Origin of the sequence: Sinorhizobium sp. 8-89, from assembly GCF_030124325.1 — a bacterium.
In the GTDB taxonomy this organism is placed as follows: domain Bacteria; phylum Pseudomonadota; class Alphaproteobacteria; order Rhizobiales; family Rhizobiaceae; genus Sinorhizobium.
Map to the genome: position 1 here is coordinate 352534 of NZ_JASKLR010000002.1, position 25327 is coordinate 377860.

Genomic DNA, 25327 nt, shown 5'->3' on the forward strand with positions numbered 1-25327 from the left:
CATCGCGGTTCATGGGTGAGAAACGCACGATCATGCGCGCTCGCGATCTTCTCACAGCCCTCTGAAAACCTCCGGTACTGCCGCGCAGCATGGGATTCCAAAAACCCCTGATTTTTTAGGGAACATTCCCGCGAGTTGCGAATTTAAGTGCTCACTAAATTAGGGAGAGAAACATGAAAACCCGAGATGTACTTTTAAAGAGCACCGGCCTGGCCCTGATGTCGGTCGGTTTTTTAACACCGGCAGCGGTTCCCGCACGCGCCCAGGCCCTTGAGGGCCCGATACTCACGGCTGAACAGTGCAGCCCCCTGACAGAGGCGAACTACGAGGCCTGCTGCGTGGCTCGGAACAGAGCCGATATCCTGACAACCGACCAAATCAACCAATGTCCGCCGCTATCTACGGCGGCTATTGGGAACCCCTTCTCCACGACCTCCACCGAAGGCTTCGGTAGCGATGGTGGCGGCGGTGGCGGCAGCCCAGGCGGCGGTGGTGGTGGCCCCGGCGGCGGCGGTGGCAATCCGGGCGGCGGCGGTGGCAATCCCGGCGGCGGCGGTGGCAATCCCGGCGGCGGTGGCGGTAATCCCGGCGGCGGTGGTGGCGATCCCGGCGGCGGCGGCGATGGTCCCGGCGACGACGACGATGATCCCGACAACGGCGGCGAAGATCCCGGCAACGGCGACGATGATCCCGACAACGGCGACGATGATCCCGACAACGGCGGCGATGACCCCGGCGACGGCGACGCTGACCCCGGCGACGGCGACGATGATCCGGACAACGGTGACCGTGATCCCGGCGATGGCGGCGGTGACGGCGACGCCGACGATCAGGATTAGGGAGATCGACGCCCACGCCAGATGAACGGGCAAGTCGCGCCGGCCGATCACGGCTGGCGCGAATTGCTCATCACTGTTCCCAAAATGCAGCGGAGGGAGCGGGTCTCGACGTTGACGCCGGGCTTGGTCCGCTAATCACCCGGCTGTCCGTCTTGAAACATACCCTCCAGCGCGCATCGCATTTCCATCAAAGAAAGGCCGCCTTGAAGCGGCGGGCCATGGCGAACGACGCAACGACCGCGCGAGACACAGGACGGAGCGGCCCGTCGGAGCCATGCTCCTGCGGCCAGGCGGACGAGTTTATCGCGTTTACATCGAAACGACCCTGCCCCTACTCCGCCGCCTTCACCTCGATCGCCTCCAGCTCATACGAATACCCCTCCAGCATCTGATACGCCTGCTCGATCGCCTCGATCTGCGCCTCGGCGTTCTTGATCGCCTCGGCGATCGACTGGCTGCGGGCGCGGAGCATCGAGCCGAGCACGTCGGTCTCCGGCCGCCGGCCGAGGCGGTCGACATGCTTGCGCACACGCGAGCGGTGGCGCTCGAGTTCGAGGATGTGGAAGCGGTTCTTGACGATATCGTCGGAGAGTTTGCGCCGCATCGCCGCGACGGGATCGAAGCTGCCGGGCTCGCGCTCGTCGAGGATGAAATCGTTGACCAGCGTTTCGAGCATCATCAGGCCCTTGAGGTCCTTGGGGTCGGCGAGCTGCGGATCGTAGCCGGTGTCGTCATAGACCTTGCGCCGCACCGGATCCTTGAGCAGATCATAGGCCGCCTGCAGCTTGCCGAACTGCTCGGCATCGCCCCCGCGGTCGGGATGCGCGGTCTTCACCGCCTTTCGATAGGCAGTCCGGATCGCCCGCTCGTCGGCGTCGCGCTCAATTCCGAGGAGGACATAGGGATCGATCACGCGGGGCACCCGTTCATTAACTGCGATATTCCTTCCGGTTCAGACCTACCGGTTCGCTGCGGCCGCAGCAAGCCCACGGCGGTTGCAGCCGAGCGTCGGGACGAAAATGTGGTTAGAAAGAGGCAATCCACGACATTTCCTGATCGACGCGCGTTCGAGGGAAACCACGCAACCGGCCGGAGGCAAGGCGTTGCGGCCGATGTTGCGGCATCCAGAAACTCTCCGCTTGCCTTTTTTCGCGAATACTGCCACTTCTAAACCGTTCGGGCGTTTTCAATCCCGGAGACTGGACTTTCGTTTGAGCCCGGCCATTCGCCGGGACTGCCGCAAGCGGCATCGTAGACGTCTTTTCCCCGATATCGTGACCACTCGACGCCTTTCAGTGCCGATAGCACTGAAGACGACCCGTTCGCATCCCTCCGGGGGCGCGGACACTACCTGCAGCAGCCGATACGTGTTATTGAAGCGCTGGGTTGCGGCAAAAAAGACAGACTGAAGGAAAAGGACTTCTTCCATGGCCACCAAGGGCATCGTAAAATTCTTCAACCAGGACAAGGGCTTTGGTTTCATCACGCCGGACGGCGGCGCTAAGGACGTATTCGTCCACATCTCCGCCGTTCAGGCCGCCGGCCTCGCAACCCTGAAGGACGGCCAGCAGGTTGCCTTCGACACCGAGCCGGATCGCATGGGCAAGGGCCCGAAGGCCGTCAACCTCCAGGCTCTCTAAGCCGGACGTTTCCGACGGAATTTGAAGAACGGCGCTTCGCAAGAGGCGCCGTTTTTTTGTTGGGTGGCGCTTACGAAGAGTGCATCACGCGATCCTGCCCTCATTTCCTGTGTCACAAGAATCCAGCCACGGCGTCCGCGTTGTTGAATGATTCGCTCGACCAAAAAGGTCTGGATTCGTGTGCTCATGGCGAAAAGCGATCCACTGGATCGTAGAGACGATCGCGGGGGGCACATCTGCGAGTTGGTCTGGGCGCCACCCCCCTCTGCCCTGCCGGGCATCTCCCCCACAAGGAGGGAGATCGGCAAGCGGCGATGTCCCGCTCAACCAATTGAGTACTGTGCATCGTTGAATTCGGCGTTCATGGGGTTCGGTTTCCCGTCGGGCAGGGCTGTGCTTCGGGCCGATCTCCCCCCTTGTGGGGGAGATGCCCGGCAGGGCAGAGGGGGTACTGATGGCTCCAGCCTAGGCATTTCGCGCAGTTGGGCGCACTGGTTTCCTGCGACGAGCACAGAAATGAGGAGCGGGACGTTGGGCCAGAAAGACCGGCCCGTACCCTACTCCGCCGCCTGCCTCGCGGTCGCAGCCTCGAACACGGCGTCGAAGGCGGCGTGGATCACCTCCGGACCGGCGCCCTTGCGTGTGGCTTCGGCGGAAAGGATCTGGCGGTAGCGCCGGGCGCCGGGCCAGCCCTGGAAAAGGCCGACCATGTGCCGGGTGACGTGGATCAGCCGCCCGCCGCTGCCAATATGGGTGGCGGCGTAGTCCGCCATCGCGTCGCGCATGCCGGCCCAGAAATCGAGCGACAGGCGATGGTGGCGATCGGAGAAGGTGTTCGGCTCGATCGGGTCCGGCGCGGCACCTGTCAGAGGATGGGCGAAATAACCGTCGGCAGCGGTCAGGAGGCCGCTGTCGTGATAGGCGGCGCGGCCGAGCATGACTCCGTCCAGCGCTTGTCCAGCTTCGACTTCGAGGGCTGGGGCGATGGCCGCACCGGGCGGCAACAGGCGGCGATCCAGATGCGAGAGCGCCTGATCCAGTGTCTGAAGACCGCCGTTGAGGCCTATGAAAAGATTCGGGTGTTCCGCTTTCAGCCGATGCACGAGGCCGTAGTCGAGCGGTGGGATCTCGCGGTTTTCCCTGGCGCTCAGGCCTTGCAGCCAGGCCTTGCGCGCATGCACCCAGACGGCATCCGTGCCGGCATCCTTCGCGCGTGCGACGAGTTCGCGCAGCGCCAGTTCCGGGTCCTGGTCGTCGACGCCGATGCGGCATTTGACTGTGACGGGAATACTGACCGCCGCCTTCATCGCCGCGACGCATTCGGCGACGAGCGCCGGCTCCTGCATCAGGCAGGCGCCGAAGGTGCCCGACTGCACCCGGTCGGACGGGCAGCCGACATTCATGTTGATCTCATCGTAGCCGAAGCCTTCGCCTATCCGCGCGGCCTCCGCCATCTTCGCGGGATCATTGCCGCCGAGTTGCAAGGCGACCGGGTTCTCCGAGGCGTCATGGCCGAGCAGCTTTTCGCGGTCGCCCCGCAGGATCGCGTCGGCGACGATCATCTCCGTATAGAGCAGCGCATGGCGCGACAGCTGCCGCGCGAAGAAGCGGTAGTGACGATCTGTCCAATCGATCATCGGCGCCACGGCGAAGATGGGCGCCTTGAAGTATCGGGCATTTCCCGGATTGTCAGCCATTGACGGCAAGTCTCTCACGTCTTATCGGTTCGCACGATGCCCAGGCGCCAGGACGGATCTGTCGCGGCCGGAGCCATATCGAAGCGGCAGTGCAGAATTAGGGTGCGGTCTTATACCGCGCAAATCCAGGTAAAGCGAGACTGCAGCCGTCGCTGAATGCCGCCGGTAAGCGACACTCCGTTCGGCACCTTCCCGGTGTTCGCGCGACGGGCCGCTGGCTCTTCCAACCGCGCGCCGGCTGCTGCAACCATTCCGCCATCCGTCACGTATTCTCCAGGAAAAGGGCTCGCCACGATGGAACCACCCGGATGCTCCCGGAGTTCCTTTTCGGAGCAAGGAGGAACAATGCCTAAAGCGCTTGCACAAAACATCGGCCACGATCATCCCGACCGCGATCTTGAATGCCAACGCGCGCTGGATGACGATTTCCACCTGCTGATCGCCTTGGCCGAAAGCGAAGGCTGGACGTGGCAGGAGATCGCGCTGGCCCTGATGGAATTGACCGAGGACTATGTGATGGCCATGCGCTTGGACGCCGAAATGAAGCAAGGCGTCTCGACAGCGGCTTCAAGGACGTTGCATTGACCTCCCGCGGCTGCGTTCCGCATCAACCCTCGGGCGCATGGCGGTTCGGCGCCGCGTTGCCTCCCTCGAACAAAGCGAAAAGCTCATCCGGTTTCTTCGGCTCGTTTGCGTGAAGTCTCACCGATCCATCTCTTCCCACGACCACAACCGTGAAGTCGCGAACCTCGTTCACGTCCAGATCTTCGCGGATCTGGCGTGCGTCGAGGTCGCCGCCCGCTCCGTAGAGGGGTACGACGCAGCCGTCCCGCACGCGCAGGACCACAACATCATGGCGTGCAAGTTCGCGGTGCTTGGCAAGAAGCAGCTTCTCCTGCCGCGCCGCCTTCTCGTTCGTCAGGTCGGAGAAGATGACGATGACGCGGTTCCTCCATTCGAATTGTGCCAGACTGCTGCCGGCGGTCTGCGACAGCGACGGTTCGCCGAGAATTTCGGCAACAAGTGATTTCGTCCACATCTTTGCTTTCCTAATGCGACAGAAGATCCTCGCGCCCTGTCAACATGGCGCGCGATCCACCACGGATAACTCATTGGGGGCAGTCCGCTCCGGCTCCTCAAAGTCCGGGGCAATCATCAAGGCGCTCCCCTCCGAGCTTGCCGAAGCAAAACCCATGTGAAGGCCGATGGTTCCTCAGCCGGCAGGAACTCCCGTCGGCCGGGAATTCCACCAGCCCCGCGCCCCGCGGCGACGTCGCGCGGCCAAGGAAACACACGCCCGCAAATTAGCGGACAAACCGTAATTCCTGCGCTACATTGAAGGGCCTGGCTTAAGGTGCGCGTCCGAGGAGCGCGGAACCTGGACCTGGCTGACGACGTTGTTGTCCATGATCTCAAGGAGGAGAAGCATGCATCAAGTGTTGTGGAGCCATCCGATTGAACTTGGATTGACCGGTAATGACGTGCGCACGGTCAAGGGACCGTCCGACGCGCTCAGGTGCCTGGCGGACCAATGGCCCCACCGTGGACCTTACTACGTCGCCGCCCGCAGCGCCTGTCGCGCTGCGATCGCGGGCCGCCGTACCGTCGAAGAAGCGCGCAAGCTCTTTATTTCGGCCGCCAAGGAGGCGCATCTGGAGCCTCATTGAGGCATCGACGCGCGGCGTTACGTGCGATATCGCGCGAATCGGCAAGACGTTGTTGTTTGTTTCCGTGGTAACCGGGCCCCGGCCTGTCTGCGCATAGATTAGTTTCCGACCGAAGCGAGCGCCGGCGGAAATGTACTACTTTTTCGTTCCCATGCATCTCGAAATGACACAGAAATCTTCGCGAAACTGCCCGATTTCTGTCGCGAAGCCTTCATTTCTTGCCGCTATATTCTGAGGTGCCTCACAAAAACCCATTTCGGAGAGCTTTAGTCCACACCAAAAGGGAAAAAATAAAACGGGAGAGCCACCATGAGCGAAAGCCATCTCTATCGCATAGTCGAAGTGAGCATGAAGCGCGAAAGCGGCCGCAAGGATATCGGCATCATGACCGTCCGCCAGGCCCTTGAACTTCCCGAAGTACCCAGCCTCGAATACAGCCACCCGGAACTCAATTCGCGCTCGGACGGCCGGTTTCTGACCCGCGACCAGCTTAGAGACTATGTGCGCTGCGCCTGATCGCAGCCACCGCATCAAGCCCTCGGTATACTTTGCCTTTTGCGGCAGCCGTTCCGGCTGCTAACGTTCAGCTCCAGATTCGCCGCAGCGCCGCGCGTCCAATCGACACGCGAGGGCGTTGCGGCGTTTTGCGCGTCTGATTAAGACGCGTAAGTCGCTGTAGCACTTTGAAATGCTGCATGTCTTTGTCCTTGAACCGAAGTCGATTCAAGGAGGCATGCAGTAGGATCGATTTTCATTGCCGGATCAATCGCGGTAGAAGGGGATTCATGGAAACTGTCATACCGCCCTCGCCGCCCGTGCTGCTGCCGATCTCCGGCAGCCTCGTGGGCTTTCCGGTCCGACGTGTCTATTGCGTCGGCCGCAATTATGCCGCCCACGCGATCGAGATGGGACATGATCCCGACCGCGAACCGCCATTCTTCTTCCAGAAGAATCCGGACAACCTGTTGCCGCCGGGCGCGAACTTCCCCTACCCGCCGCGCTCCTCCGACGTGCACCACGAGGTGGAACTGATCGTCGCCTTGCGCAGCGGCGGCGCCGACATTCCCGTCGAGGAAGCGGTCAACCACGTCTATGGATACGCCGTCGGCATCGATTTCACGCGCCGCGACCTGCAGGCGGAGGCGAAGAAGGCCGGCAAGCCGTGGGCGGCCGCCAAGGCCTTCGAGCATTCCGCACCGGTCTCGGAGATCGTGCCGGCGGAAGCGATCGGCCATCCGGTCAATGGCAATATCTGGCTGAAGGTCAACGGCGAACTGCGTCAGCAGGGCGATCTCGACCAGATGATCTGGAAGGTACCCGAGATCATCGCCGAGCTTTCCGGGACCTTTACGCTTGCGCCGGGCGACGTGATCATGACCGGAACACCCGCAGGCGTCGGGCCGGTTCGGCGCGGCGACATCGTCACCTGCGGCGTCGATGGCATCGCCGCGCTCTCGGTCACCGTGGTCTAACGCCTGCAGCGCCTCGCGTCTTATCAGCCGCGCAAAAGGGCGCTGTAGCACTTTGAATTACCGCATGTTTTATCCTTGAATCGGCTAGGATATGAGGAAACATGCAGTAGCCAGGAAGGAAACACGCATGCCGTTCTTCGCACTCGGACCGCTGCGGCCGCAAAAGCCGGCGGAAGGCAGCTACTGGGTCGCCCCCGACGCCAACGTCATCGGACAGGTGGAAATCGGCGAGGATGTCGGCATCTGGTTCGGCGCGACGCTGCGCGGCGACAACGAGCCGATCCGCATCGGTGCGCGCACGAACATCCAGGAGGCCGTGATCGTCCATGTCGACCCCGGTTTCCCGACGACGATCGGCGAAGGCTGCACCATCGGTCATCGGGCAATCATCCACGGCTGCTCGATCGGCGACAACTCGCTGATCGGCATGGGCGCGACCGTGTTGAACGGCGCGAAAATCGGCAGGAACTGCCTCGTCGGCGCCAATGCGCTCGTCACCGAAGGCAAGGAATTTCCGGACAATTCGCTGATCGTCGGTTCGCCGGCCAAGGTGATCCGCACGCTGGATGACGCCGCGGTCGAGCGGCTGAAGCGTTCCGCCGAACATTACGTGAAGAACTCGCAGCGCTATGCCGCCCAACTGACGCGGCTGGACTGAGCGTCGTCAAAGGACGCCGCAGCACTATTCTGCCGGTCAGGCGCAGCTGCTGCAGTGCCCGCGGATCTCGATCGTCGTCTTCTCGGTCTTGAAGTTCTGCCCCCGCACGAGGGTCGAAAGGCGCTCTTCGATCGCTTCGTCGTGAAACTCCGTCACCTGGCCGCAGCCCTCGCAGATGGTGAAGGCGGTGACGCCGCGATCATGTTCGTGGTCATCAGGGCAGGTGCAGGCAACGAAGGCGTTCAGGCTTTCCAGCCGGTGGACGAGACCGTATTCGAGCAGCTTGTCGAGCGCGCGATAGACCTGCAGAGGCGCGCGAAATCCCTGGTCGCGCAGCTTGTCGAGAATGGTATAGGCGCTCATCGGGCCTTCCGAATGGGCCAGCGCTCCCATCACCAGCGATTGGTTTTTCGTCAATTGCGGCGTGGCCATCACTGGTGCCCTCCGTTCGAAAAATGTGAAGCGCTTTCGAGCCTTCTGCCGACCGGCAGGAGACTCAGCACGAACAGCGCAAGCGCCGCAACCACAATAGATGGTCCCGACGGGGTGTCGAAGTGGAGCGAGCCGAAAAGCCCGCCGGCAACGGCGAGCGCGCCGATCAGCGAGGCAAGAACGGCCATGATCTCCGGCGAGCCGGCAAAGCGCCGTGCGGTCGCCGCCGGGATGATCAGAAGCGACGTGATCAGCAGAATGCCGACGATCTTCATCGCAATGGCGATCACCAGCGCCATCAGCAACATGAAGAAAAGCCGCGCCCTGTCGGGCCGCAGGCCTTCGGCTTCCGCCAGTTCCGGATTGACGGTCGAGGCAAGCAGCGGCCGCCAGAGATAGACGAGCGCGAAGACGACCAGAATGCCGCCGCCCCAGATGATGTCGATGTCGGCCTCGGAAACGGCAAGGATGTCACCGAAGAGAAAGCCGATCAGATCGATCCGCACCCAGGTCATGAAGGCGACGATGACGAGGCCGATCGACAGCGCCGAATGCGAGAGGATGCCGAGCAGCGCATCCGTCGACAGCGCGCCGCGCTTCTGCAGGAACAAGAGCAGCAGCGAGACGACGGAGGCGACGATAAAGACGCTGACCATGAGGTTGAGTTCGAGGAGCAGCGACAGCGCCACGCCGAGCAGCGCCGAATGGGCCATGGTATCGCCGAAATAGGCCATGCGCCGCCAGATGACGAAGCAGCCGAGCGGCCCGGCGACGATGGCGATGCCGATTCCGGCGACGAGCGCGCGGATGAAGAAATCGTCAAGCATCGCGCTTCTCCGGCTGTTCGTAGCCGTGGAGCCGCGCGTGATGGCCGCAGCCGCAGTCCGGATCGTGGTCGTGCACGTCTTCGCCTTCCTCATGGTGATGATGGCCGTCGCCCGGGAAGCAGCTTTCGGTGATGCTGCCGTCCGCATGCAGCACGCGCCCGTCCGGCAGGTGCGTATGGTCGTGATGGTGGCTGTAGACCGCGAGCGTGCCCGCTGCCCGCCGGCCAAAGAGCTTCAGATATTCGGGGCTCTGGCTCACCGCCTGCGGCGTGCCGCGGCAGCAGACATGACCATTGAGGCAGACGACCGTATCGGTCTCCGCCATGACGATATGAAGATCGTGCGAGATCAGCAGGATCCCGCAGCCGGTGCGATTGCGGATCTGCTTGATGAGTTCGTAAAGCGCGATCTCGCCGGAGAAATCGACGCCCTGCACCGGCTCGTCGAGAACAAGCAGGTCAGGTTTGCGGGCGATTGCGCGGGCAAGCAGCGCGCGCTGGAACTCGCCCCCCGAAAGATGCTGCACCTCGGCCTTCGCCATATGGAGCATGCCGGTTGCGGCGAGCGCCTCTTCTATTTCGCGTCCCTTCAAGGGACCCGTCAGCGTCATGAGCCGCTCGACTGTCAAGGGCAAGGTCCAGTCGATGGCAAGCTTCTGCGGCACATATCCGACCTTGAGCCCACCGATGCGCTCGACGTATCCCTCGTCCGGCTTCATGACGCCGATCGCCGTCTTCGCCGTCGTCGATTTTCCAGACCCGTTCGGCCCGATGAGGGTGACGATCTCGCCGCGGCTGATCGAAAACTCGACGCCGCGAACGAGCCATCGCCCGTTCCGGCGGACCCCGGTGTTACTGAGGCTGACGAGCGGCCTCGTTTCTGGCGATCGGAAATTCAGCATCGAAAAATTCCGGATTGATGGTTGCCACTGGCTATCGCACACGTTATAGCATAACGCAATTGATGTAATAACATTACATGGCAATGCTGCGCAACATCCAATGCGCAAAGGCTGCCTAACACCTTGAACCTGTGAAGCCCGGAGACCCCGATGAGATCGACGCCTGTCCTGCTCTTTGCATCCACCGTCTTCCTTTTCTCGCCCGCCTGGGCGGACGGACCCAATGTGGTGGCTTCCATCAAGCCTGTCCACTCGCTGGTCGCATCGATCATGGAGGGTGTCGGCGAACCGTCATTGATCGTCGAAGGCGGAGCCTCGCCGCATACCTACAACATGAAGCCGTCGAATGCCGCTGCACTGCAGGCGGCAAAAGTGGTGTTCTGGGTCGGCCACGGACTCGAAGCCTTCCTGGACAAACCGCTCGAAGCGCTCGGCAGCAACGCCAAGGTGGTGGAGCTCGGTGAGGCGCCCGGCCTCGAGAAGCTGAAATTCCGCGAGGGCGGCGCGTTCGAGGCGCATGACGACGAGGGCCATGAAGGCGAAGATCACGGCGCCGAGGAAGCGGCCCACGCAGGACACGAAGAGCATGCCGGCGAACAGGTAGCCGCCCACGAGCACGACCATGCGGAAGGCGAATTCGACATGCATATGTGGCTCGATCCGATGAACGCCAAGGCCATGGCCGCCGAGATCGAAAAGGCACTCGCCGAAGTAGACCCGGAAAATGCCGCCGCCTACGCGGCCAATCTGGCCAAGCTCAACCAAAGGCTGGATGCGCTGGACAAGCATCTCGCGGAGACGGTCGCGCCGGTCCAGGACAAGCCCTTCGTCGTCTTCCACGATGCCTACCAGTATTTCGAACATCGCTACAAGGTCCGGGTCGCCGGCTCCATTACCGTCAGTCCCGAAGTGCTGCCCGGCGCCGAACGGCTTTCGGAGATCCGTGCCAAGATCAAGGAACTGGGCGCGACCTGCGTCTTTGCCGAACCCCAGTTCGAGCCGAAGCTGATCAATGTCGTCATCGAGGGCACACCGGCGAAATCCGGAACACTCGACCCTGAGGCGGCAACGCTCGATGCCGGGCCGGATCTCTATTTCCAGATGATGGAGAATATCGGCGCTTCGATGAAATCCTGCCTCGCTTCGGCGAGCTGAAGTCGTCCTCCCAAGGCGGCGAAGGCGGGCTGCCAAAGCCCGCCTTTCTCTTCATTCCCGTCTCAGTGAGCGCCGGCAAGACCGACGATCACCCCGGTTGCAAGGCTGATCAGCAGGAAGTTATTGTCGACGCGCACCCATTGTTGGCCGCGCGGCGGTGTGCGCAGCTTATAACGGCGGTAGTCGCGGACATAAGCCATGTGGCGGCGCTCGGCAGGGCTCAGCCGATGGCCGCGCGCCCAGCGATGCTTCTTGATGATCACCCGCTTTTCGACGGTCTTCTCGACGCGCTTGTGTACGTGGCGGTCGACAGACTTGGACCGATAACGGTCATGCGCCTGTGCAACCTCGAAGGATCCGGACGGCTGGGCGAGAGCCATGGGGCTTGCGAGGAAGGAACTGGCGACCAGAGCAATGATGAGACGTTTCATGAGGGGGCTTCCTTTTGTTGTCTGCCCCTCGAAACTAGAACTCCATTTCTGAACCGAATATGAAACGCCGCATTACAATTATGTAATGATAATCAGCGTTTATGATTGTTTTCTTATAAATTGAATTCGCTCAGGCAAGTGCCTCGTAACGAAACCGATCGAAATCCGCCGACAGGGCGCTTCCCGAGGTGTCGAAGGCGAACATGCCGGCGAAGGCGCCGGTGAAGGAGCCGTGCTCCCCGCGACCGCCTTCGTCTGAAACAACGCCGGCATCGAGTATGGGACCGATCGCCTGCCATGTGTCCCGATCGGTCGCCCGCCAGAGGAACTGAAGATCGTTGTCCCGCACTTCCATCGCGAGGTGGATCGGGCCATCCGGAACCGCGACGCCACTGCCGGCCGGGAACTGCAGGCGGCCGTGCGGAAAATCGCCGGGGCAGGAAAGAATCGTAACGACCCGTCCGAGCTTCTCGTGCCAGGTGACACCCAATGCATGGAACTTGTGCCTGTTGTAGTAATGCGTCAGGCCGGCCACCTGCTGATAGGTCTGCGGCGCGAACTCGACCATTGTCTCGGTCCGGAACGAATGATGCTCCTGCCGCCGCGCCACCAGCGCCTGCTCGAACCAACTGCCGATGCTTTCCCGCCCGAAGAGCCGGAGGTGGCCTTCCCGCCGCGTCAGCGAGAAGATCCGGTCGGTCACAGGCGTGCGCAACCACTGGAACTCGGAGGGGAGCTCGGCCTGGTCGAAATCCGTATCGACCACGGTCTGCCGGGCGACGACACTCGTCTGCCCCGGCGCTGGCACGGTGACGTCCGGAACCGTGCCGCCGTTTTCGAGGTAAAGCCAGCCATCCTCGCGCCAGACGCATTTCTGCAGCGCCGTCTCGCGGCCGAGGGTGCAGCGCCGTTGCGGCGGCAGCGGCCGGCCGCAGAGATGGGTGTGATAGGCCTGACCATCCGGCGTTTCGACATATTGGCCGTGACCGGCTCGCTGCAGCAGGGCCTCCGGATGGTCCTTCGAGGTAATGAGATGGGTATTCGGATGCATCTCGTAGGGCCCGTCGATGCTGCGCGAACGCGCCATCGTCACCGCATGGTCATAGCCCGTCCCGCCTTCTGCTGTCGTCAGATAGTACCAGCCGTTGCGTTTGAAGAGATGCGGCCCCTCGACCAGGCCGAGCGAGCTCCCGGCGAAGATGTTCTTGACCGGACCGACGAGGCGACGCGTGCGCTCGTCCCATTCCTGCAGCAGGATGCCATCAAAGGCCGGGCTCTTTGGCGCGCCGCCGAAGCTCTCCGTGCGGTGGTTCCACTGCATGTTGAGGAACCACTTGCGGCCGTCATCGTCATGAAAGAGCGAGGGGTCGAAGCCGGAGGAGTTGACGTACACCGGATCGGACCAGGTCGCCTCCACGGCTTCGGCCGTGACGATGTAGTTGTGCGCGTCCTTGAAATTGCCGTCGAAGCGTTTGACGTCGGTATAGACCAGCCAGAACAGCCCATCGGAATAGGAAAGGCACGGCGCCCAGATGCCGCAGCTGTCGGGATTGCCGCGCATGTCGAGCTGGCTTGCGCGCTCCAGCGGCCGGCGCACGAGCCGCCAGTTCACGAGATCGCGCGAATGATGGATCTGCACGCCCGGGAACCATTCGAAGGTCGAGGTTGCGATGTAATAATCGTCGCCGACGCGGCAGATCGACGGGTCCGGGTTGAAACCCGGCAGGATCGGGTTGCGGATAATCGCGGCCATGTCTTGCATCCTCCCCAGATTCTCGGCGAGCGCATCCAGCCCGAAACTCCGAACCGTTTCAAGAGCCGTCACGCTGGTTCCTGTGCAGGAAGGCCCAGGACGAATTATACCGCTCCCGAATCGCCTCAACGTCGGCGAAATCGGTGTCCCTTCTGTGGAGCGCTCGTGTGGAGCAAACGGCGATCTCCACGCTCTTGTGCCTAAGTCTTAGGCATTTTCCGCCGGCTCATATTCGACTTTCGTCTGAGACCCCGCCCCGCCCCTGGAAAAACAGGCATCAGACTTGAAAGGAGGCTTGAAATCGGCACTGTGGCTGTGCTTGGCAAAAGATAAAAACAGCCACTGCGGGGAGGATCTTGATGAAACCCTTACTCGGCTTCAGCCGATTGATTGACATCGTCACCGAGAATATCGGCAAGGCGGTCGGCTGGCTCATTCTGGTTGCCGTGCTCGTCAGCGCCGGCAATGCCGTCATCCGAAAAGTCTTCAACATGTCATCGAATGCCTGGCTCGAGGCGCAATGGTACCTCTTCGGCGCAGCCTTCATGTTCGCCGCCGCCTATACGCTGAGCCAGAACGAACACATCCGCATCGATGTCGTCTACGGCAGCTTCTCGCGTCGCGTGCAGCACTGGATCGATCTCTTCGGTCACGTGTTCTTCCTGATGCCGTTCGTGCTGCTCATGCTCTATTATCTCGTGCCCTATGTCCGCATGTCCTATGTGTCGGGCGAAGGCTCATCCAGCGCCGGCGGACTGATCATCTGGCCGGCAAAGGCCATCCTGCTCATCGGCTTTGTGCTGCTCGCCCTGCAGGGTGTTTCTGAAATCATCAAGAAGATCGCGATCATGACGGGAAACATGGACGATCCCACCCCCTATGTGCCGACGCATGCGCCACTTGACGAAGCTGTAGGTCCGGAGGTGCGCTCGTGATTGAGTTCATCGCTGAAAACCTGGCACCGATCATGTTCGTATCGCTGATCGTGTTCCTGATGCTGGGTTATCCCGTCGCTTTCTCGCTCGCCGCGAACGGCCTCCTGTTCTTCATCATCGGCGTGGAGCTTGCGCCGCTTTCGGATTCGATAAACCTTTCCTGGCCGTTGCTCAACGCGCTGCCGGAACGGTTCTGGGGGGTGATGTCCAACGACACGTTGCTCGCCATCCCCTTCTTTACCTTCATGGGCATCGTGCTTGAAAAGTCGGGCATGGCCGAGGACCTGCTCGACACGATCGGCCAGCTCTTCGGCCCCGTCCGCGGCGGTCTTGCCTATGCGGTGATCTTCGTCGGCGCTCTGCTTGCGGCAACCACCGGCGTGGTTGCGGCCTCGGTCATCGCCATGGGGCTGATCTCGCTGCCGATCATGCTGCGCTACGGCTATGACCGGCGCGTCGCCTCGGGCGTCATCGCCGCCTCCGGCACGCTCGCCCAGATCATCCCGCCGTCGCTGGTGTTGATCGTCCTTGCCGACCAGCTCGGCCGCTCTGTCGGCGACATGTATGCCGGCGCCCTCATCCCGGGTCTCGTACTGACGGGCCTGTATATGGGCTATGTTCTGCTGATGTCATTCCTGAAGCGCGACTCGATGCCGGCGCTGCCGCTGGAGGCCCGCACGCTAGGCTCAGGCGTTGCATCGCTCATCGTGGCCCTCGTTGTGGCAGCGGGCATCGCCTACGCCGCCCACGTCTATCTTTCCCCAACGCAGGGCGAGAACGCGGACATCCTCGGGGCGACGGTCGGCGTCGTGGTCATCTACATCGTCGCTCTCATCGACCGGACGCTCAAGATCAATGCACTGTCGCGGCTGGCCCAGCAGGTCATCATCGTCCTGATCCCGCCGCTGGCGCTGATCTTCCTCGTGCTCGGCACGATCTTCCTCGGCATCGCGACGCCGACGGAAGGCGGAGCCATGGGCGCGGTCGGCGCCCTGATCATGGCGGCTGCGAAGAGCCGGCTAAGCCTCGATGTCGTGCGCGGGGCGCTGGCCGCCACGACGCGCCTTTCCGCCTTCGTGCTGTTCATCCTGATCGGCGCGCGCGTCTTCTCGCTGACCTTCTACGGCGTCAACGGGCATATCTGGGTGGAACATCTGTTGACTGCGATGCCGGGCGGCGAGACCGGCTTCCTGATTGCGGTCAACCTGCTGGTCTTCTTCCTGGCGTTCTTCCTAGATTTCTTCGAGCTCGCCTTCATCATCGTGCCGCTGCTCGCACCAGCAGCCGACAAGCTCGGAATCGATCTGATCTGGTTCGGCGTGCTGCTCGGCATCAACATGCAGACGAGCTTCATGCACCCGCCGTTCGGCTTCGCGCTCTTCTACCTGCGCTCGGTCGCGGCCAGGGTGCCCTACCTCGACAAGGTGACCGGCAAGATGACGCAACCGGTCACCACGGGCCAGATCTACTGGGGTGCGGTGCCTTTCGTCGGCATCCAGATCCTCATGGTGGCGCTAACGATCATGTTCCCGCAGATGGTCATGCACTACAAGGGAACCGGCGCGGACGTCGATCCGTCCACCATCAAGATCGAGGTTCCCGGCTTCGGAGCGGGTGGCGGCGGACTCACGCTGCCCGACAACGGCGGCGGTCTCGGCCTTCCAGGCGGCCTGCAGCTGCCGGGCGGCAGCCCGCTCGACGGCGGTCAGCAACCGGCCCAGCCGAACAACGCGCCAGCTCAGCAAAACGGCGCACCTGCCCAGCAGAACAAGCCGGCGCCGGATCTCAGCGCGCCGCCTTCGTTCAACTAGGCGATCAAAGCATAGAGCGGTTCCACATGGGGTCGCTCTTAGCAATCTCGGATCGGCGATCCAGTTTCATCCATTGTCGGCACAAAGAAAAACCCCGGGGCCAAGCTCCGGGGTTTTCGTTTCTGCAATGATCGGAGCGGCTCAGATCTTGCCGTTCCGCTGCTGGATCATCATGAAGGTGTCGTAGTTGTACTCGGCAATCTGCGCGTTGAGAAAGTACTCGGCGCGGAAGGCCTTGATCGAGTCCCAGATCTTCTTGAAGGTCGGGTTGGAAGCTTCCATCTCCGCATAGACTTCGTTCGCCTTGTCGAAACAGGCGGACAGAATTTCCGCGCTGAACGGGCTGAGCTTCGCGCCGGCAGCCACAAGACGCTTGATGGCCGACGGGTTCAGATAATCGTACTTCTGCAGCATGTTCGCGTCGGTCGCCTGGCAGGCGGTGCGCAGCAGCGACTGATAGTTCTTCGGCAGGCCGTCGAAAGCCGCCTTGTTGAACATGGCATGCACCGTCGGGCCGCCTTCCCACCAACCGGGATAGTAGTAGTACGGCGCAACCTTGTAGAAGCCGAGCTTTTCGTCGTCATACGGACCGACCCACTCCGCGGCGTCGATCGTACCCTTTTCGAGGGCCGGATAGATATCGCCGCCGGCGATCTGCTGCGGCACTACGCCGAGCTTTTCGACGACCTTGCCGGCGAAGCCGCCGATGCGCATCTTCAGGCCCTGCATGTCCGCAACGGTCTTGATCTCCTTGCGGAACCAGCCACCCATCTGCACGCCGGTGTTCCCGCCCGGGAAGCCGACGAGGCCCTGGGTCGCAAGGAACTCGTTGAAGATGTCGATACCGCCGCCATGATAGTGCCAGGCGTTCATGCCGCGCGCGTTGAGCGCGAAGGGCACTGCAGCGCCGAGCGCCCAGGTCGGGTCCTTGCCCCAATAATAATAGGCAACCGTGTGGCAGGCCTCGACGGTTCCTGCAGCAGCGGCGTCAGCGGCCTGCAGACCGGGAACGATTTCGCCGGCGGCGAAAACCTGAATCTGGAAATTGCCGTCTGTCGCCTCGGAAACGTATTTCGACAGCACCTCACCGCCGCCGTAGATCGTGTCGAGCGATTTCGGGAACGACGAGGCAAGACGCCAGTTGATCTTCGGGTTTGCCTGCGCGATGGCCGGCGATGCGAGCGCCGTAGCGGCAGCCGCACCCAGGCCGCCGATGCTCGCGTGTTTGATGAATGAACGGCGATCCATAATTCCTCCCTATTTCCCGCCATGACGGTTGCGACCGCTCTCGCGACATCTCCCCGCCGAACTCGTCCTCGGCCCGCTCCAGCGCGTCGAGAGCTCACTTCTCCTCGTTTTGCCGGCCGCGCACACGAAAAAGTCGGGCAAGCGGAACCGGCACCACTGCACCATACATATTCACTAATCCATGTCCAGCAGCGGTTTTCCGGCGCCATCTTCGACTTTTGTCTAAGACGCCGGAGACCGTTTTAAGTTGCCTAAAATCCAGGCAAATCAACGCATTCGCTGGATCAGCGCTCGGCCGACGAAGCCCAGAGATTGATATCGGCCTCGCGGGCATAGAGATCGATTCCGGCCAGTTCTTCCGCCGTGAAGGTGTCGTTCTCGAGCGCCCTTACGCAATCGACGATCTGCGCGGAACGGCTGGCGCCGATCAGAGCAGATGTGATGCGGCCGCCGCGCAGCACCCATGCAAGCGCCATCTGCGCCAGCGTCTGGCCGCGGCGTTCGGCGATCCCGTTCAGCTTGCGGATATTGTCGATGATGGCCGGGCGAATGAAGTCCTTCTTGAGGAAGTGGTTCTGCGCCGCGCGGCTGTCGTCCGGGATGCCGTTCAGATACTTCGTCGTCAGCATGCCCTGGGCAAGCGGCGAGAAGACGATCGAACCGATACCGAGATCTTCAAGCGTATCGACGAGCCCGTCGTCCTCGACCCAGCGGTTGAGCATGGAATAGCTCGGCTGGTGGATCAGGCATGGCGTGCCGAGATCCTTGAGGATCGCCGCCGCCTCGCGGGTGCGCTGCGAATTATAGGAGGAGATACCGACATAGAGCGCCCGGCCCGAGCGGACGATATGGTCGAGCGCGCCGCAGGTCTCCTCGAGCGGCGTTTCCGGATCGAAGCGGTGGGAATAGAAGATGTCGACATAGTCGAGGCCCATCCGCTTCAGGCTCTGATCGCAGGAAGCGATCAGATATTTGCGGCTGCCCCACTCGCCATACGGCCCCGGCCACATGTCATAGCCGGCCTTGGAGGAGATGATCAGTTCGTCGCGCAGACCGGCGAAGTCGGTGCGCATGATTTCGCCGAAGGCGGTTTCGGCCGATCCGGGTGGCGGACCGTAGTTGTTGGCGAGATCGAAATGGGTAATCCCGAGATCGAAGGCGGTGCGGCACATGTCCACTTTGCGGTCATGCGGCGTGTCGCCACCGAAATTGTGCCACAGTCCGAGGGAGATTGCCGGCAGCTTCAGTCCGCTCCTGCCGCAGCGGTTGTATTTCATCTTCTCGTATCGGTTTTCCGCCGGTTGCCAGGCCATGTGTGATCTTCCTTCGTTTCGGATGGGGGCTTGATACCCCTCCCCAACCCCTCCCCACAAGGGGCGGAGCTTGATCGCGTATGCCTCGCGCTCGCGGTCTACTTCCAATACGACAATACGGCGCACCCGCGCTCGATCGCTCGGAACACGGGTGCGGCAGGGTCTTCCCTCCCCTTGTGGGGAGGGTTGCCGGGAGGGAAGCTTACTCACGCTCAGCGCAGGAGTGCGCGTGCCTCTTCGATACCGAGTGACGCCGGCTGCATGCAGGTGGTCGAAAGCGTGACGAACCGCCCCTCCTCGCCGGACTTCAGGATCGACACCATCACATCGACGCCGTGAAGTGCACGGTCGAGCGAGCAGCGTGCATCGCGGCCGTTGAGGATGGCGTTCGCCATGTCGGCGAGACCGGCCGTGCGGTAGTTGGAAATCGGCCCTTGCGGGTGATCCCAGTTGTTGACCGCGAAGGGGTGGTCCCACATTTCGAGAGGCTGGATGTTCTTGTCGCGCCCGCTTGCCTCGACCGTGCCGCCGAAGAAGTTTGGATCCGGCACGAACAGCGATCCTTCGGTGCCGTAGAGTTCCATGTGGGCGTGGCGGTGCGACCAGACATCCCAGCTTGCCGAAAGCGTGATCGTCGCGCCGTTCTGGAATTCGAGCAGCGCATGGATGTTGGTCGGCGTCTTGACCGGGATGATCTCGCCGTTGCGCGGCGCGCTGGTGATGGTGCGCGTCTCGCTCGCCATCGAGGAAAGCGCGGCGACACGTTTCACCGGACCGATCAGGTTGATGAGGTTGGCGATGTAATAAGGCCCGAGATCGAGCACCGGTCCGCCGCCCGGCAGGAAAAAGAAATCCGGGTTCGGATGCCACATCTCCATGCCGGGGCTCATGACGTGGCAGGTTCCCGAGGTGATCCGACCGATCTTGCCGGCGTCGATATAGTCGCGGGCAAGCTGGTGCGCCCCGCCGAGAAACGTATCCGGTGCGCAGCCGACCGTCAGTCCTTTCGCCTTTGCGATCGCCCTGAGTTCCTCGCCTTGCTCGAGCGACAGGACCAGAGGCTTTTCGGAATAGACATGTTTTCCGGCTTCGAGGATGGCCTTTGAAACCGGAAAATGCGCGTCCGGGATCGTCAGATTGACGATGATATCCACTTCCGGATTGGCCAGCAGCGCCTCGATGCTCTGGGCTGTCACGTCATATTCGGCGCCGCGTGCCTCCGCCGCTGCCGGGTTGATGTCGGCGCAGGCGACGATCCTGATGCCCTTGAAGAGCGGTGCGAGCTTGAAATAGGTGGTGGAGATGTTGCCGCATCCGATGATGCCGACGCCAAGTTCCTTCGTCTTCATGATTTTTCCGTCACTCAATAGGATTGGATGGAAGCCAGCGAACGTTGCGCAAAGCGCCGGAAGTCGCTGGGATTGTCATGTTCTGCAATGAAATACTTGACCGATGTTGCCGAAAGCGCCTTGACCAGTCCCTTCCAATCGATCGTGCCGTGGCCGACATCGGCCCAGCCGTCCTCGTCGGTCTTCTCGCCCTTCGCCGCGATGTCCTTGACATGGACCGCCGTGATGCGGCTGCCGTATTTCGCGATCCAGGCGAAGGGGTCAGCTCCGCCGCGCACGATCCAGGCGATATCGGCTTCCCAGGAGAGATCCTGACCGCCGGCAAAGATGTGGTCGAGCGGCACCGAACCGTCGCCAAGCGCATGGAATTCGAAATCATGATTGTGCCAGCCGAAGTCGAGCCCGGCATCGCGGAAGGGCTTGCCGGCCGCTTGCAGCCGCGCGCCGAAGGCATGCCAGCCGGCCGCATCGCTCGGGCGCTGGTCCGGCATCAGATACGGGCAGTAGATTGCCCTGATGCCGAGCGCATTGGCGATCCGCAGCACCCGCGCCGGCTCCTGCTCCAGCATGTCGATGCCGAAATGCGCCGTCGGCATGGTGACGCCGCTGCGTTCGAGACCGCGCTTGAAGTCCGCGACTTCCTCGTCGGTGAGCGACGCGTAAAGTGCGCCATACCCCTCGACCTGGGTATACCCGGCTTCGCCGACAGCCGCGAGCACATCGGCGAGCGGCGGGAAATTGCGGGCGCTGTAGAGTTGGAAACTGACGTCTTTCATCAAAACTCTCCTCATTGAATGCGCAGGAACGGGTACTTGAAAGCGACTTCGGGCATTTCAAACGCTTGCCTTCAGCCAGGTGTCGTAATCTGAAACGAGCAAGTGGAGCGGATGTTCGTCCTCGTCGATCGCGGAGAAGCGGCCGACAGGCTCGCGGAAGTAATTGTCGGTAAGATCGTCGTTGACGGTGGAGACTTCGCCCATCAGCACGTCGCCTCCCTCCGCCCAGAAAGCGTGCCAGTTTCCGGGCAGCAAGGTCACGCTCTCGCCGGGTTCGAGCTTCAGGAGGTCGCCGGCCTTCTGGCGGCGGAGGCGCGCGTCACACGCGACTTCAACGTCCCTTTCCTCGTCGACCGAGCCGTCGGGCAGCGAATTGTACATCTGCAGCACCAGCGTGCCGCCGCCGCGATTGATGATGTCTTCCGTCTTCACCGCGTGCCGGTGCAGCGGGTTGACCTGCCCGGCACGCGTGATCATCAGCTTCTCGGCATAGACCATACCCTTGCCCGTGCCGAGATTAGCCGCCGCACCGTTCCTCAGGGTGAAGAGGACGAGGCCGAGTTCATCGAAACGGCCCTTGCCGTAATCGGTAATGTCCCAGCCGAGCCGCGCCTCGAAGATCGCGGGACTATCGGATGCGACCCGCGCCTTCAATTCCTCCGGCGACCAATAGGCAAAGGGCGGCAGCACGAAGCCGTGGTTGCGCATGAAGGCGTCACTTTCACGGATGATTCCGTTGACGTGGCTGCGTTTCATCCGGATCACCCTTTGCCCTGGCAGGATTCAAGATCGTAGGCGCTGAAGCTCGGCACGACGCCTGCGGGGAGCAGCGTCTTCGGTGTGAAGCGGATCGACTTCGTCTCGCCGGCTGTCAGGTCGAAGGCATTGTCCGAATAGCGCCCCTCGATATCCGCCTCGACCATCACGTGCAGCGCGAGACCGCTCGCCGCGATGATCACGTCGAAAGCACCGTCCGGCAGCGGCACGGTCTCCACCGTCAGGCCGGACGGCGACAGATCGAGCGCCTTGTAGGTGCCCTGGACATGATGGCCCTCGCCGCGCATGCCGTTGGAGGCTTCGAACGACCAGAAGAGGAGCGCCCCCTGCGGGATCTCGCCGCTCGCGACGGCGACGAGCGTGGTGGCATGGTCCGGCGAACAGGCGCCGGCTGCGGCGACCAGAGGGCGACGCTCACCGTCGAGCGAAACGAGGAAGGTCTCTAGTTCGATCGTCACCGCCTCGGCGGTGTCGTTCACCATCGAGAAGATGATCTCCTTGCCGTCCGCAGAAGGAATGGCGGCGACGGCGACCGGCTGGAAGAAGCGGCGCGCCATGTAATGCATGGCCTTCCAGTTGCCGCCATAGTCGAGGCTCGACCAGGAGGCGACCGGCCAGGTATCGTTGAGCTGCCAGTAGAGCGTGCCCATGCAGTGCGGTTTCAGCGAACGCCAATAGTCGACGGCCGTCCGGATCGCGAGCCCCTGCTGGATCTGGCTCAGATAGACGAAACTCGGAAAATCCCTCGGGAAGCGGAAATAGCGGAACATCGTGCCGGCGATCCGCTCGTTGCCGCCGGCATTCTTCTGATGCGCCTCCATCACCGGCGAAGCGATGTTGAGATCTCGGGCCTCGGCGAATTGCCGGACGATCGGCATCGAGGTGCAGGACTGGAAGCCGAATTCCGAGCAGAAACGCGGGCGCACGGCGCGGTAGTTGTCGAAGGACTTGTTCTCGTGCCAGACCGACCAGTAGTGCATATCGCCGGCGCCATCCGCATGCCAGGCATCGCCGAAATTGAGATAGCCGACCGACGGGCTCGACGGCCACCAGATCGCTTCCGGGCACGCCGCTTTCATCGCCGTCTCGACCGTGCGGTTCAGCCGATCGTAGGAGACGAGATAACGGTCGCGGTCCTTGCGGCTTTCCTCGAACCAGGTCAGCGCCCCGACGAGTTCGTTGTCGCCGCACCAGAGCGCGATCGATGGATGGGACGACAGCCGCTTGACCTGGTAGTCCACCTCGGCCGCGACATTGTCGAGAAAATCCGGCGTCGAAGGATAGAGGTTGCAGGCGAACATGAAGTCCTGCCAGACGAGCAGTCCCAGCCTGTCGCAGAGATCGTAGAACCAGTCGGGCTCGTAGAAGCCGCCGCCCCAGACGCGGATCATGTTCATGTTCGCGTCGACAGCCGATTGCAGGAGATCCGCGACCGCTCGCGGCGTCACTCGCGACATCAGCGCGTCCGCCGGGATCCAATTCGCCCCGCGGCAGAAGATCTCGCGGCCGTTGATGCGGAAGGCAAAGCGGCTGCCTGCCTCATCCTTGTCGGTGACGAGCTCGATCGTGCGGAAACCGATCTGGCGCGTCACGCTCTCGTCCGGCAGTTCGACGTTAAGCACCGAAAGCGCCTGTTCGCCGCTGCCCGCCGGCCACCACAATCTGGGTTCTGCGACGGTGAAGACGTGCGTGATGCGGGTTTCGCCGGCGGCGACCGCGCAATCCAGGCGCTCCCGCAGGCCGTCGAGCTCGAAATGAACGGGCACGATGCCCGGCTCACCGGCAAAGAGCGTTACGGTCACCTGCAGGTCGACCGAACCATCCGCGAGCCAGAGCTGGCGCGTCGTGACATGCTCGATGCGCGCTGTCTCCAACCGGCGAAGCGCCAGCAAGCCGTAGATGCCGAGCGGCGCGATGGCGATATTCCAGTCCCAACCGAAATGGCACTGCGGCTTGCGCAACAGGTTGCCATTGGCGATCGGCGAGTTGCCCTCATGATACGGAACGTAGAAAGGCTGCGCCGCCTGCCGGCGCGCGCCCTCGGCAATAGAGGATTGCAGCACGATGCGGATACGGTTTTCGCCGACGACGAGTGCGCTTGACACGTCCGGACGATAGCGGCGGAAGCAGTTTTCCGCCTGGAGCACCAGGCGATCGTTGACGAAGACCGTGGCGATCGTGTCGATGCTCTCGAAATCGAGATACCAGCAGCCGTCGAGATCCTCCGCGTCGATCACGACCGTGCGCTCCAGAACCCAGTCCTTCTGCGCGACCCACTGCACATCCGCCTCGTTCCGGCCGGCATAGGGATCCGGGATGATGCCGGCCTGTTCAAGGGCGCTGTGCACGTCGCCGGGAAGCGCAATGGTGAGCGCGTGGCTGTTATCGGTCGAGGCGAGCAGCCAGTCGCCGGACAAGTCGATGCGGATGGCGTCGCGGTTCAAGGTTTCGGCGGGCATTTCCTTCGATCCATTCACGGGCCGGCGGTGAAGGCCGGCGTAGCTCTCGTTGATTGCGAACCCGGACGACTAACGTGGCCGGGCTCGATATCAGGTCTTAAAGGCGATTTTCGCTGGCGGCGTCGAAAATCGACGCGACACCCATGTCGAAGGAAAGACGCACGGCGCTGCCCGGTTTGTAACGCCGCTGGCCGGCGATGCGCACGGACATCGATTGACCCGCAAAAGTCAGCCACAAAAGGTTGTCGGCGCCCATTGGCTCTTCGATGTCGACGACCGCCTGATGTGCTGCATCTCCCGCCCCGGTCTCGTCGACCTTGACGTGCTCCGGCCGAAAACCAAGCACGACCTTCTGGCCCGGTTGCAACTTTGCGCGCGCGGGATAGGCGGTGACGTCGAAAGCGACGCCGTCGACCTGCACGACGCTACGGCCGTCCTTGGCCGCAACCTCGCCACGGAAGAAGTTCATCGACGGCGAACCGATGAAGCCGGCGACGAAAAGGTTTTCCGGCGCGTTGTAGATGGTCATCGGGTCGGCAAGCTGCTGGATGACGCCGCTCTTCATGACGGCGATGCGGTCGGCGAGCGTCAGCGCCTCGATCTGGTCGTGGGTGACGTAGATCATCGTGTTCTTCAGCGACTGGTGCAGCCGCTTGATCTCGACGCGCAGTTCCGAGCGCAGCTTGGCGTCGAGGTTCGACAGGGGCTCATCGAAGAGGAAGACATCGACATCGCGCACAAGCGCGCGTCCGATCGCCACGCGCTGCCGCTGGCCACCGGAAAGCTCCGCGGGCTTGCGCTTCAGAAGCGGCTGGATCTGCAGGATTTCCGCAGCCCGCGCCACACGCTTGTCGATCTCGGCCTGCGGCACCTTGGCGACCCGGAGGCCGAAGGAAAGGTTCTTCTCGACAGACATCTGCGGGTAGAGCGCGTAGGACTGGAACACCATGCCGATGCCCCGGTCCTTCGGCTCCTCCCAGGTGACATTGCGGTCCTTGATGAAGATCTGCCCTTCGGAGACATCAAGCAGGCCGGCGATGCAGTTCAAAAGCGTGGACTTGCCGCATCCGGACGAGCCGAGCAGGACAAGGAACTCGCCATGATTGATGTCGAGATTGAGCCTGTCGAGAACGGTGATGGCGCCGAAGTTCAGCGACAGGTCCCTGACTGAAACACTGGTCATGCTT

General features: G+C 62.3%; 25 protein-coding genes. 9 read left to right on the forward strand and 16 right to left on the reverse strand.

Going from position 1 to position 25327, the window contains the following annotated elements:
- Positions 1-395: 395 nt before the first annotated feature.
- Complete coding sequence (locus QN219_RS34135) at positions 396-890, reverse strand: hypothetical protein (RefSeq protein ID WP_405052087.1); 495 nt, start codon at positions 888-890, stop codon at positions 396-398.
- Positions 891-1170: 280 nt separating this feature from the next.
- Positions 1171-1752: a J domain-containing protein gene (locus tag QN219_RS06150; RefSeq protein WP_405052088.1), complete on the reverse strand. Its 582-nt coding sequence runs from the start codon at positions 1750-1752 to the stop codon at positions 1171-1173.
- Positions 1753-2266: 514 nt separating this feature from the next.
- Between QN219_RS06150 and QN219_RS06155 the strand changes: the two genes are divergently transcribed.
- The gene (locus QN219_RS06155) at positions 2267-2479 is read left to right on the forward strand and encodes a cold-shock protein (RefSeq protein ID WP_173513142.1); all 213 of its coding nucleotides are present in this window, start codon (positions 2267-2269) and stop codon (positions 2477-2479) included.
- A gap of 557 nt (positions 2480-3036) precedes the next feature.
- Here QN219_RS06155 and dusA read toward each other — a convergent pair.
- Positions 3037-4176, reverse strand: a complete 1140-nt coding sequence (gene dusA / locus QN219_RS06160; protein ID WP_283998701.1) for a tRNA dihydrouridine(20/20a) synthase DusA — start codon at positions 4174-4176, stop codon at positions 3037-3039.
- Positions 4177-4332: 156 nt separating this feature from the next.
- Here dusA and QN219_RS06165 point away from each other — a divergent pair, with 156 nt between their 5' ends.
- A complete protein-coding gene (locus tag QN219_RS06165) occupies positions 4333-4761 on the forward strand; it encodes a hypothetical protein (protein WP_283998702.1) in 429 nt (142 codons plus the stop codon).
- Positions 4762-4783: 22 nt separating this feature from the next.
- Here the strand turns inward: QN219_RS06165 and QN219_RS06170 are convergent, their stop codons facing one another.
- A complete protein-coding gene (locus QN219_RS06170; protein WP_283998703.1) occupies positions 4784-5215 on the reverse strand; it encodes a DUF4174 domain-containing protein in 432 nt (143 codons plus the stop codon).
- A 388-nt stretch (positions 5216-5603) separates the two neighbouring features.
- Here QN219_RS06170 and QN219_RS06175 point away from each other — a divergent pair, with 388 nt between their 5' ends.
- The 4 genes from QN219_RS06175 (at position 5604) to QN219_RS06190 (ending at position 7973) form a co-directional block, all read left to right on the forward strand.
- Positions 5604-5843, forward strand: coding sequence for a DUF982 domain-containing protein (locus QN219_RS06175; RefSeq protein ID WP_283998704.1), 240 nt, complete (start codon positions 5604-5606; stop codon positions 5841-5843).
- A gap of 309 nt (positions 5844-6152) precedes the next feature.
- On the forward strand, positions 6153-6359 hold the full coding sequence (locus QN219_RS06180; protein ID WP_173513137.1) for a hypothetical protein: 207 nt from the start codon (positions 6153-6155) through the stop codon (positions 6357-6359).
- 269 nt (positions 6360-6628) lie between these two features.
- Positions 6629-7315, forward strand: coding sequence for a fumarylacetoacetate hydrolase family protein (locus QN219_RS06185; protein WP_283998705.1), 687 nt, complete (start codon positions 6629-6631; stop codon positions 7313-7315).
- A gap of 127 nt (positions 7316-7442) precedes the next feature.
- Positions 7443-7973, forward strand: a complete 531-nt coding sequence (locus QN219_RS06190) for a gamma carbonic anhydrase family protein (RefSeq protein WP_283998706.1) — start codon at positions 7443-7445, stop codon at positions 7971-7973.
- A gap of 36 nt (positions 7974-8009) precedes the next feature.
- Here the strand turns inward: QN219_RS06190 and QN219_RS06195 are convergent, their stop codons facing one another.
- The 3 genes from QN219_RS06195 to QN219_RS06205 are packed head-to-tail and all read right to left on the reverse strand — an operon-like array spanning position 8010 to position 10133.
- Positions 8010-8405, reverse strand: coding sequence for a Fur family transcriptional regulator (locus QN219_RS06195; protein WP_283998707.1), 396 nt, complete (start codon positions 8403-8405; stop codon positions 8010-8012).
- Entirely contained in the window at positions 8405-9232 is an 828-nt protein-coding gene (znuB, locus tag QN219_RS06200) for a zinc ABC transporter permease subunit ZnuB (protein WP_283998708.1), read from the reverse strand. Before znuB ends, QN219_RS06195 begins: the two co-directional genes overlap by 1 nt.
- Positions 9225-10133, reverse strand: coding sequence for a metal ABC transporter ATP-binding protein (locus tag QN219_RS06205; protein WP_283998709.1), 909 nt, complete (start codon positions 10131-10133; stop codon positions 9225-9227). Before QN219_RS06205 ends, znuB begins: the two co-directional genes overlap by 8 nt.
- Before the next feature lie 150 nt (positions 10134-10283).
- Between QN219_RS06205 and znuA the strand changes: the two genes are divergently transcribed.
- A complete protein-coding gene (znuA, locus tag QN219_RS06210) occupies positions 10284-11288 on the forward strand; it encodes a zinc ABC transporter substrate-binding protein ZnuA (protein WP_283998710.1) in 1005 nt (334 codons plus the stop codon).
- Positions 11289-11350: 62 nt separating this feature from the next.
- On the opposite strand, the gene QN219_RS06215 is transcribed toward znuA, so the two are convergent.
- Positions 11351-11719 carry an RcnB family protein gene (locus QN219_RS06215; protein WP_283998711.1) on the reverse strand — a complete coding sequence of 123 codons (369 nt, stop codon included), beginning with the start codon at positions 11717-11719 and terminating at the stop codon, positions 11351-11353.
- A gap of 130 nt (positions 11720-11849) precedes the next feature.
- Positions 11850-13472: a glycoside hydrolase family 43 protein gene (locus tag QN219_RS06220; protein ID WP_283998712.1), complete on the reverse strand. Its 1623-nt coding sequence runs from the start codon at positions 13470-13472 to the stop codon at positions 11850-11852.
- A 359-nt stretch (positions 13473-13831) separates the two neighbouring features.
- Between QN219_RS06220 and QN219_RS06225 the strand changes: the two genes are divergently transcribed.
- Positions 13832-14407 carry a TRAP transporter small permease subunit gene (locus QN219_RS06225; RefSeq protein ID WP_283998713.1) on the forward strand — a complete coding sequence of 192 codons (576 nt, stop codon included), beginning with the start codon at positions 13832-13834 and terminating at the stop codon, positions 14405-14407.
- The gene (locus QN219_RS06230; RefSeq protein ID WP_283998714.1) at positions 14404-16218 is read left to right on the forward strand and encodes a TRAP transporter large permease subunit; all 1815 of its coding nucleotides are present in this window, start codon (positions 14404-14406) and stop codon (positions 16216-16218) included. The genes QN219_RS06225 and QN219_RS06230 overlap by 4 nt, the downstream gene beginning before the upstream one ends.
- Positions 16219-16359: 141 nt before the next feature.
- Here the strand turns inward: QN219_RS06230 and QN219_RS06235 are convergent, their stop codons facing one another.
- The 7 genes from QN219_RS06235 to QN219_RS06265 form a co-directional block, all read right to left on the reverse strand.
- On the reverse strand, positions 16360-17466 hold the full coding sequence (locus tag QN219_RS06235) for a TRAP transporter substrate-binding protein (protein WP_283998715.1): 1107 nt from the start codon (positions 17464-17466) through the stop codon (positions 16360-16362).
- A gap of 284 nt (positions 17467-17750) precedes the next feature.
- Positions 17751-18779 carry an L-glyceraldehyde 3-phosphate reductase gene (gene mgrA, locus QN219_RS06240; protein WP_283998716.1) on the reverse strand — a complete coding sequence of 343 codons (1029 nt, stop codon included), beginning with the start codon at positions 18777-18779 and terminating at the stop codon, positions 17751-17753.
- Between the two features lie 212 nt (positions 18780-18991).
- A complete protein-coding gene (locus tag QN219_RS06245) occupies positions 18992-20128 on the reverse strand; it encodes a Gfo/Idh/MocA family oxidoreductase (RefSeq protein ID WP_283998717.1) in 1137 nt (378 codons plus the stop codon).
- Between the two features lie 14 nt (positions 20129-20142).
- Positions 20143-20904 (reverse strand): sugar phosphate isomerase/epimerase, encoded by a 762-nt coding sequence (locus tag QN219_RS06250; RefSeq protein WP_283998718.1) that lies wholly within the window; start codon positions 20902-20904, stop codon positions 20143-20145.
- Positions 20905-20961: 57 nt separating this feature from the next.
- Complete coding sequence (locus QN219_RS06255; RefSeq protein WP_283998719.1) at positions 20962-21660, reverse strand: D-lyxose/D-mannose family sugar isomerase; 699 nt, start codon at positions 21658-21660, stop codon at positions 20962-20964.
- Positions 21661-21665: 5 nt separating this feature from the next.
- Complete coding sequence (locus QN219_RS06260) at positions 21666-24140, reverse strand: glycoside hydrolase family 2 protein (protein WP_283998720.1); 2475 nt, start codon at positions 24138-24140, stop codon at positions 21666-21668.
- A gap of 97 nt (positions 24141-24237) precedes the next feature.
- The gene (locus QN219_RS06265; RefSeq protein ID WP_283998721.1) at positions 24238-25323 is read right to left on the reverse strand and encodes an ABC transporter ATP-binding protein; all 1086 of its coding nucleotides are present in this window, start codon (positions 25321-25323) and stop codon (positions 24238-24240) included.
- Between the last annotated feature and the right edge of the window lie 4 nt (positions 25324-25327).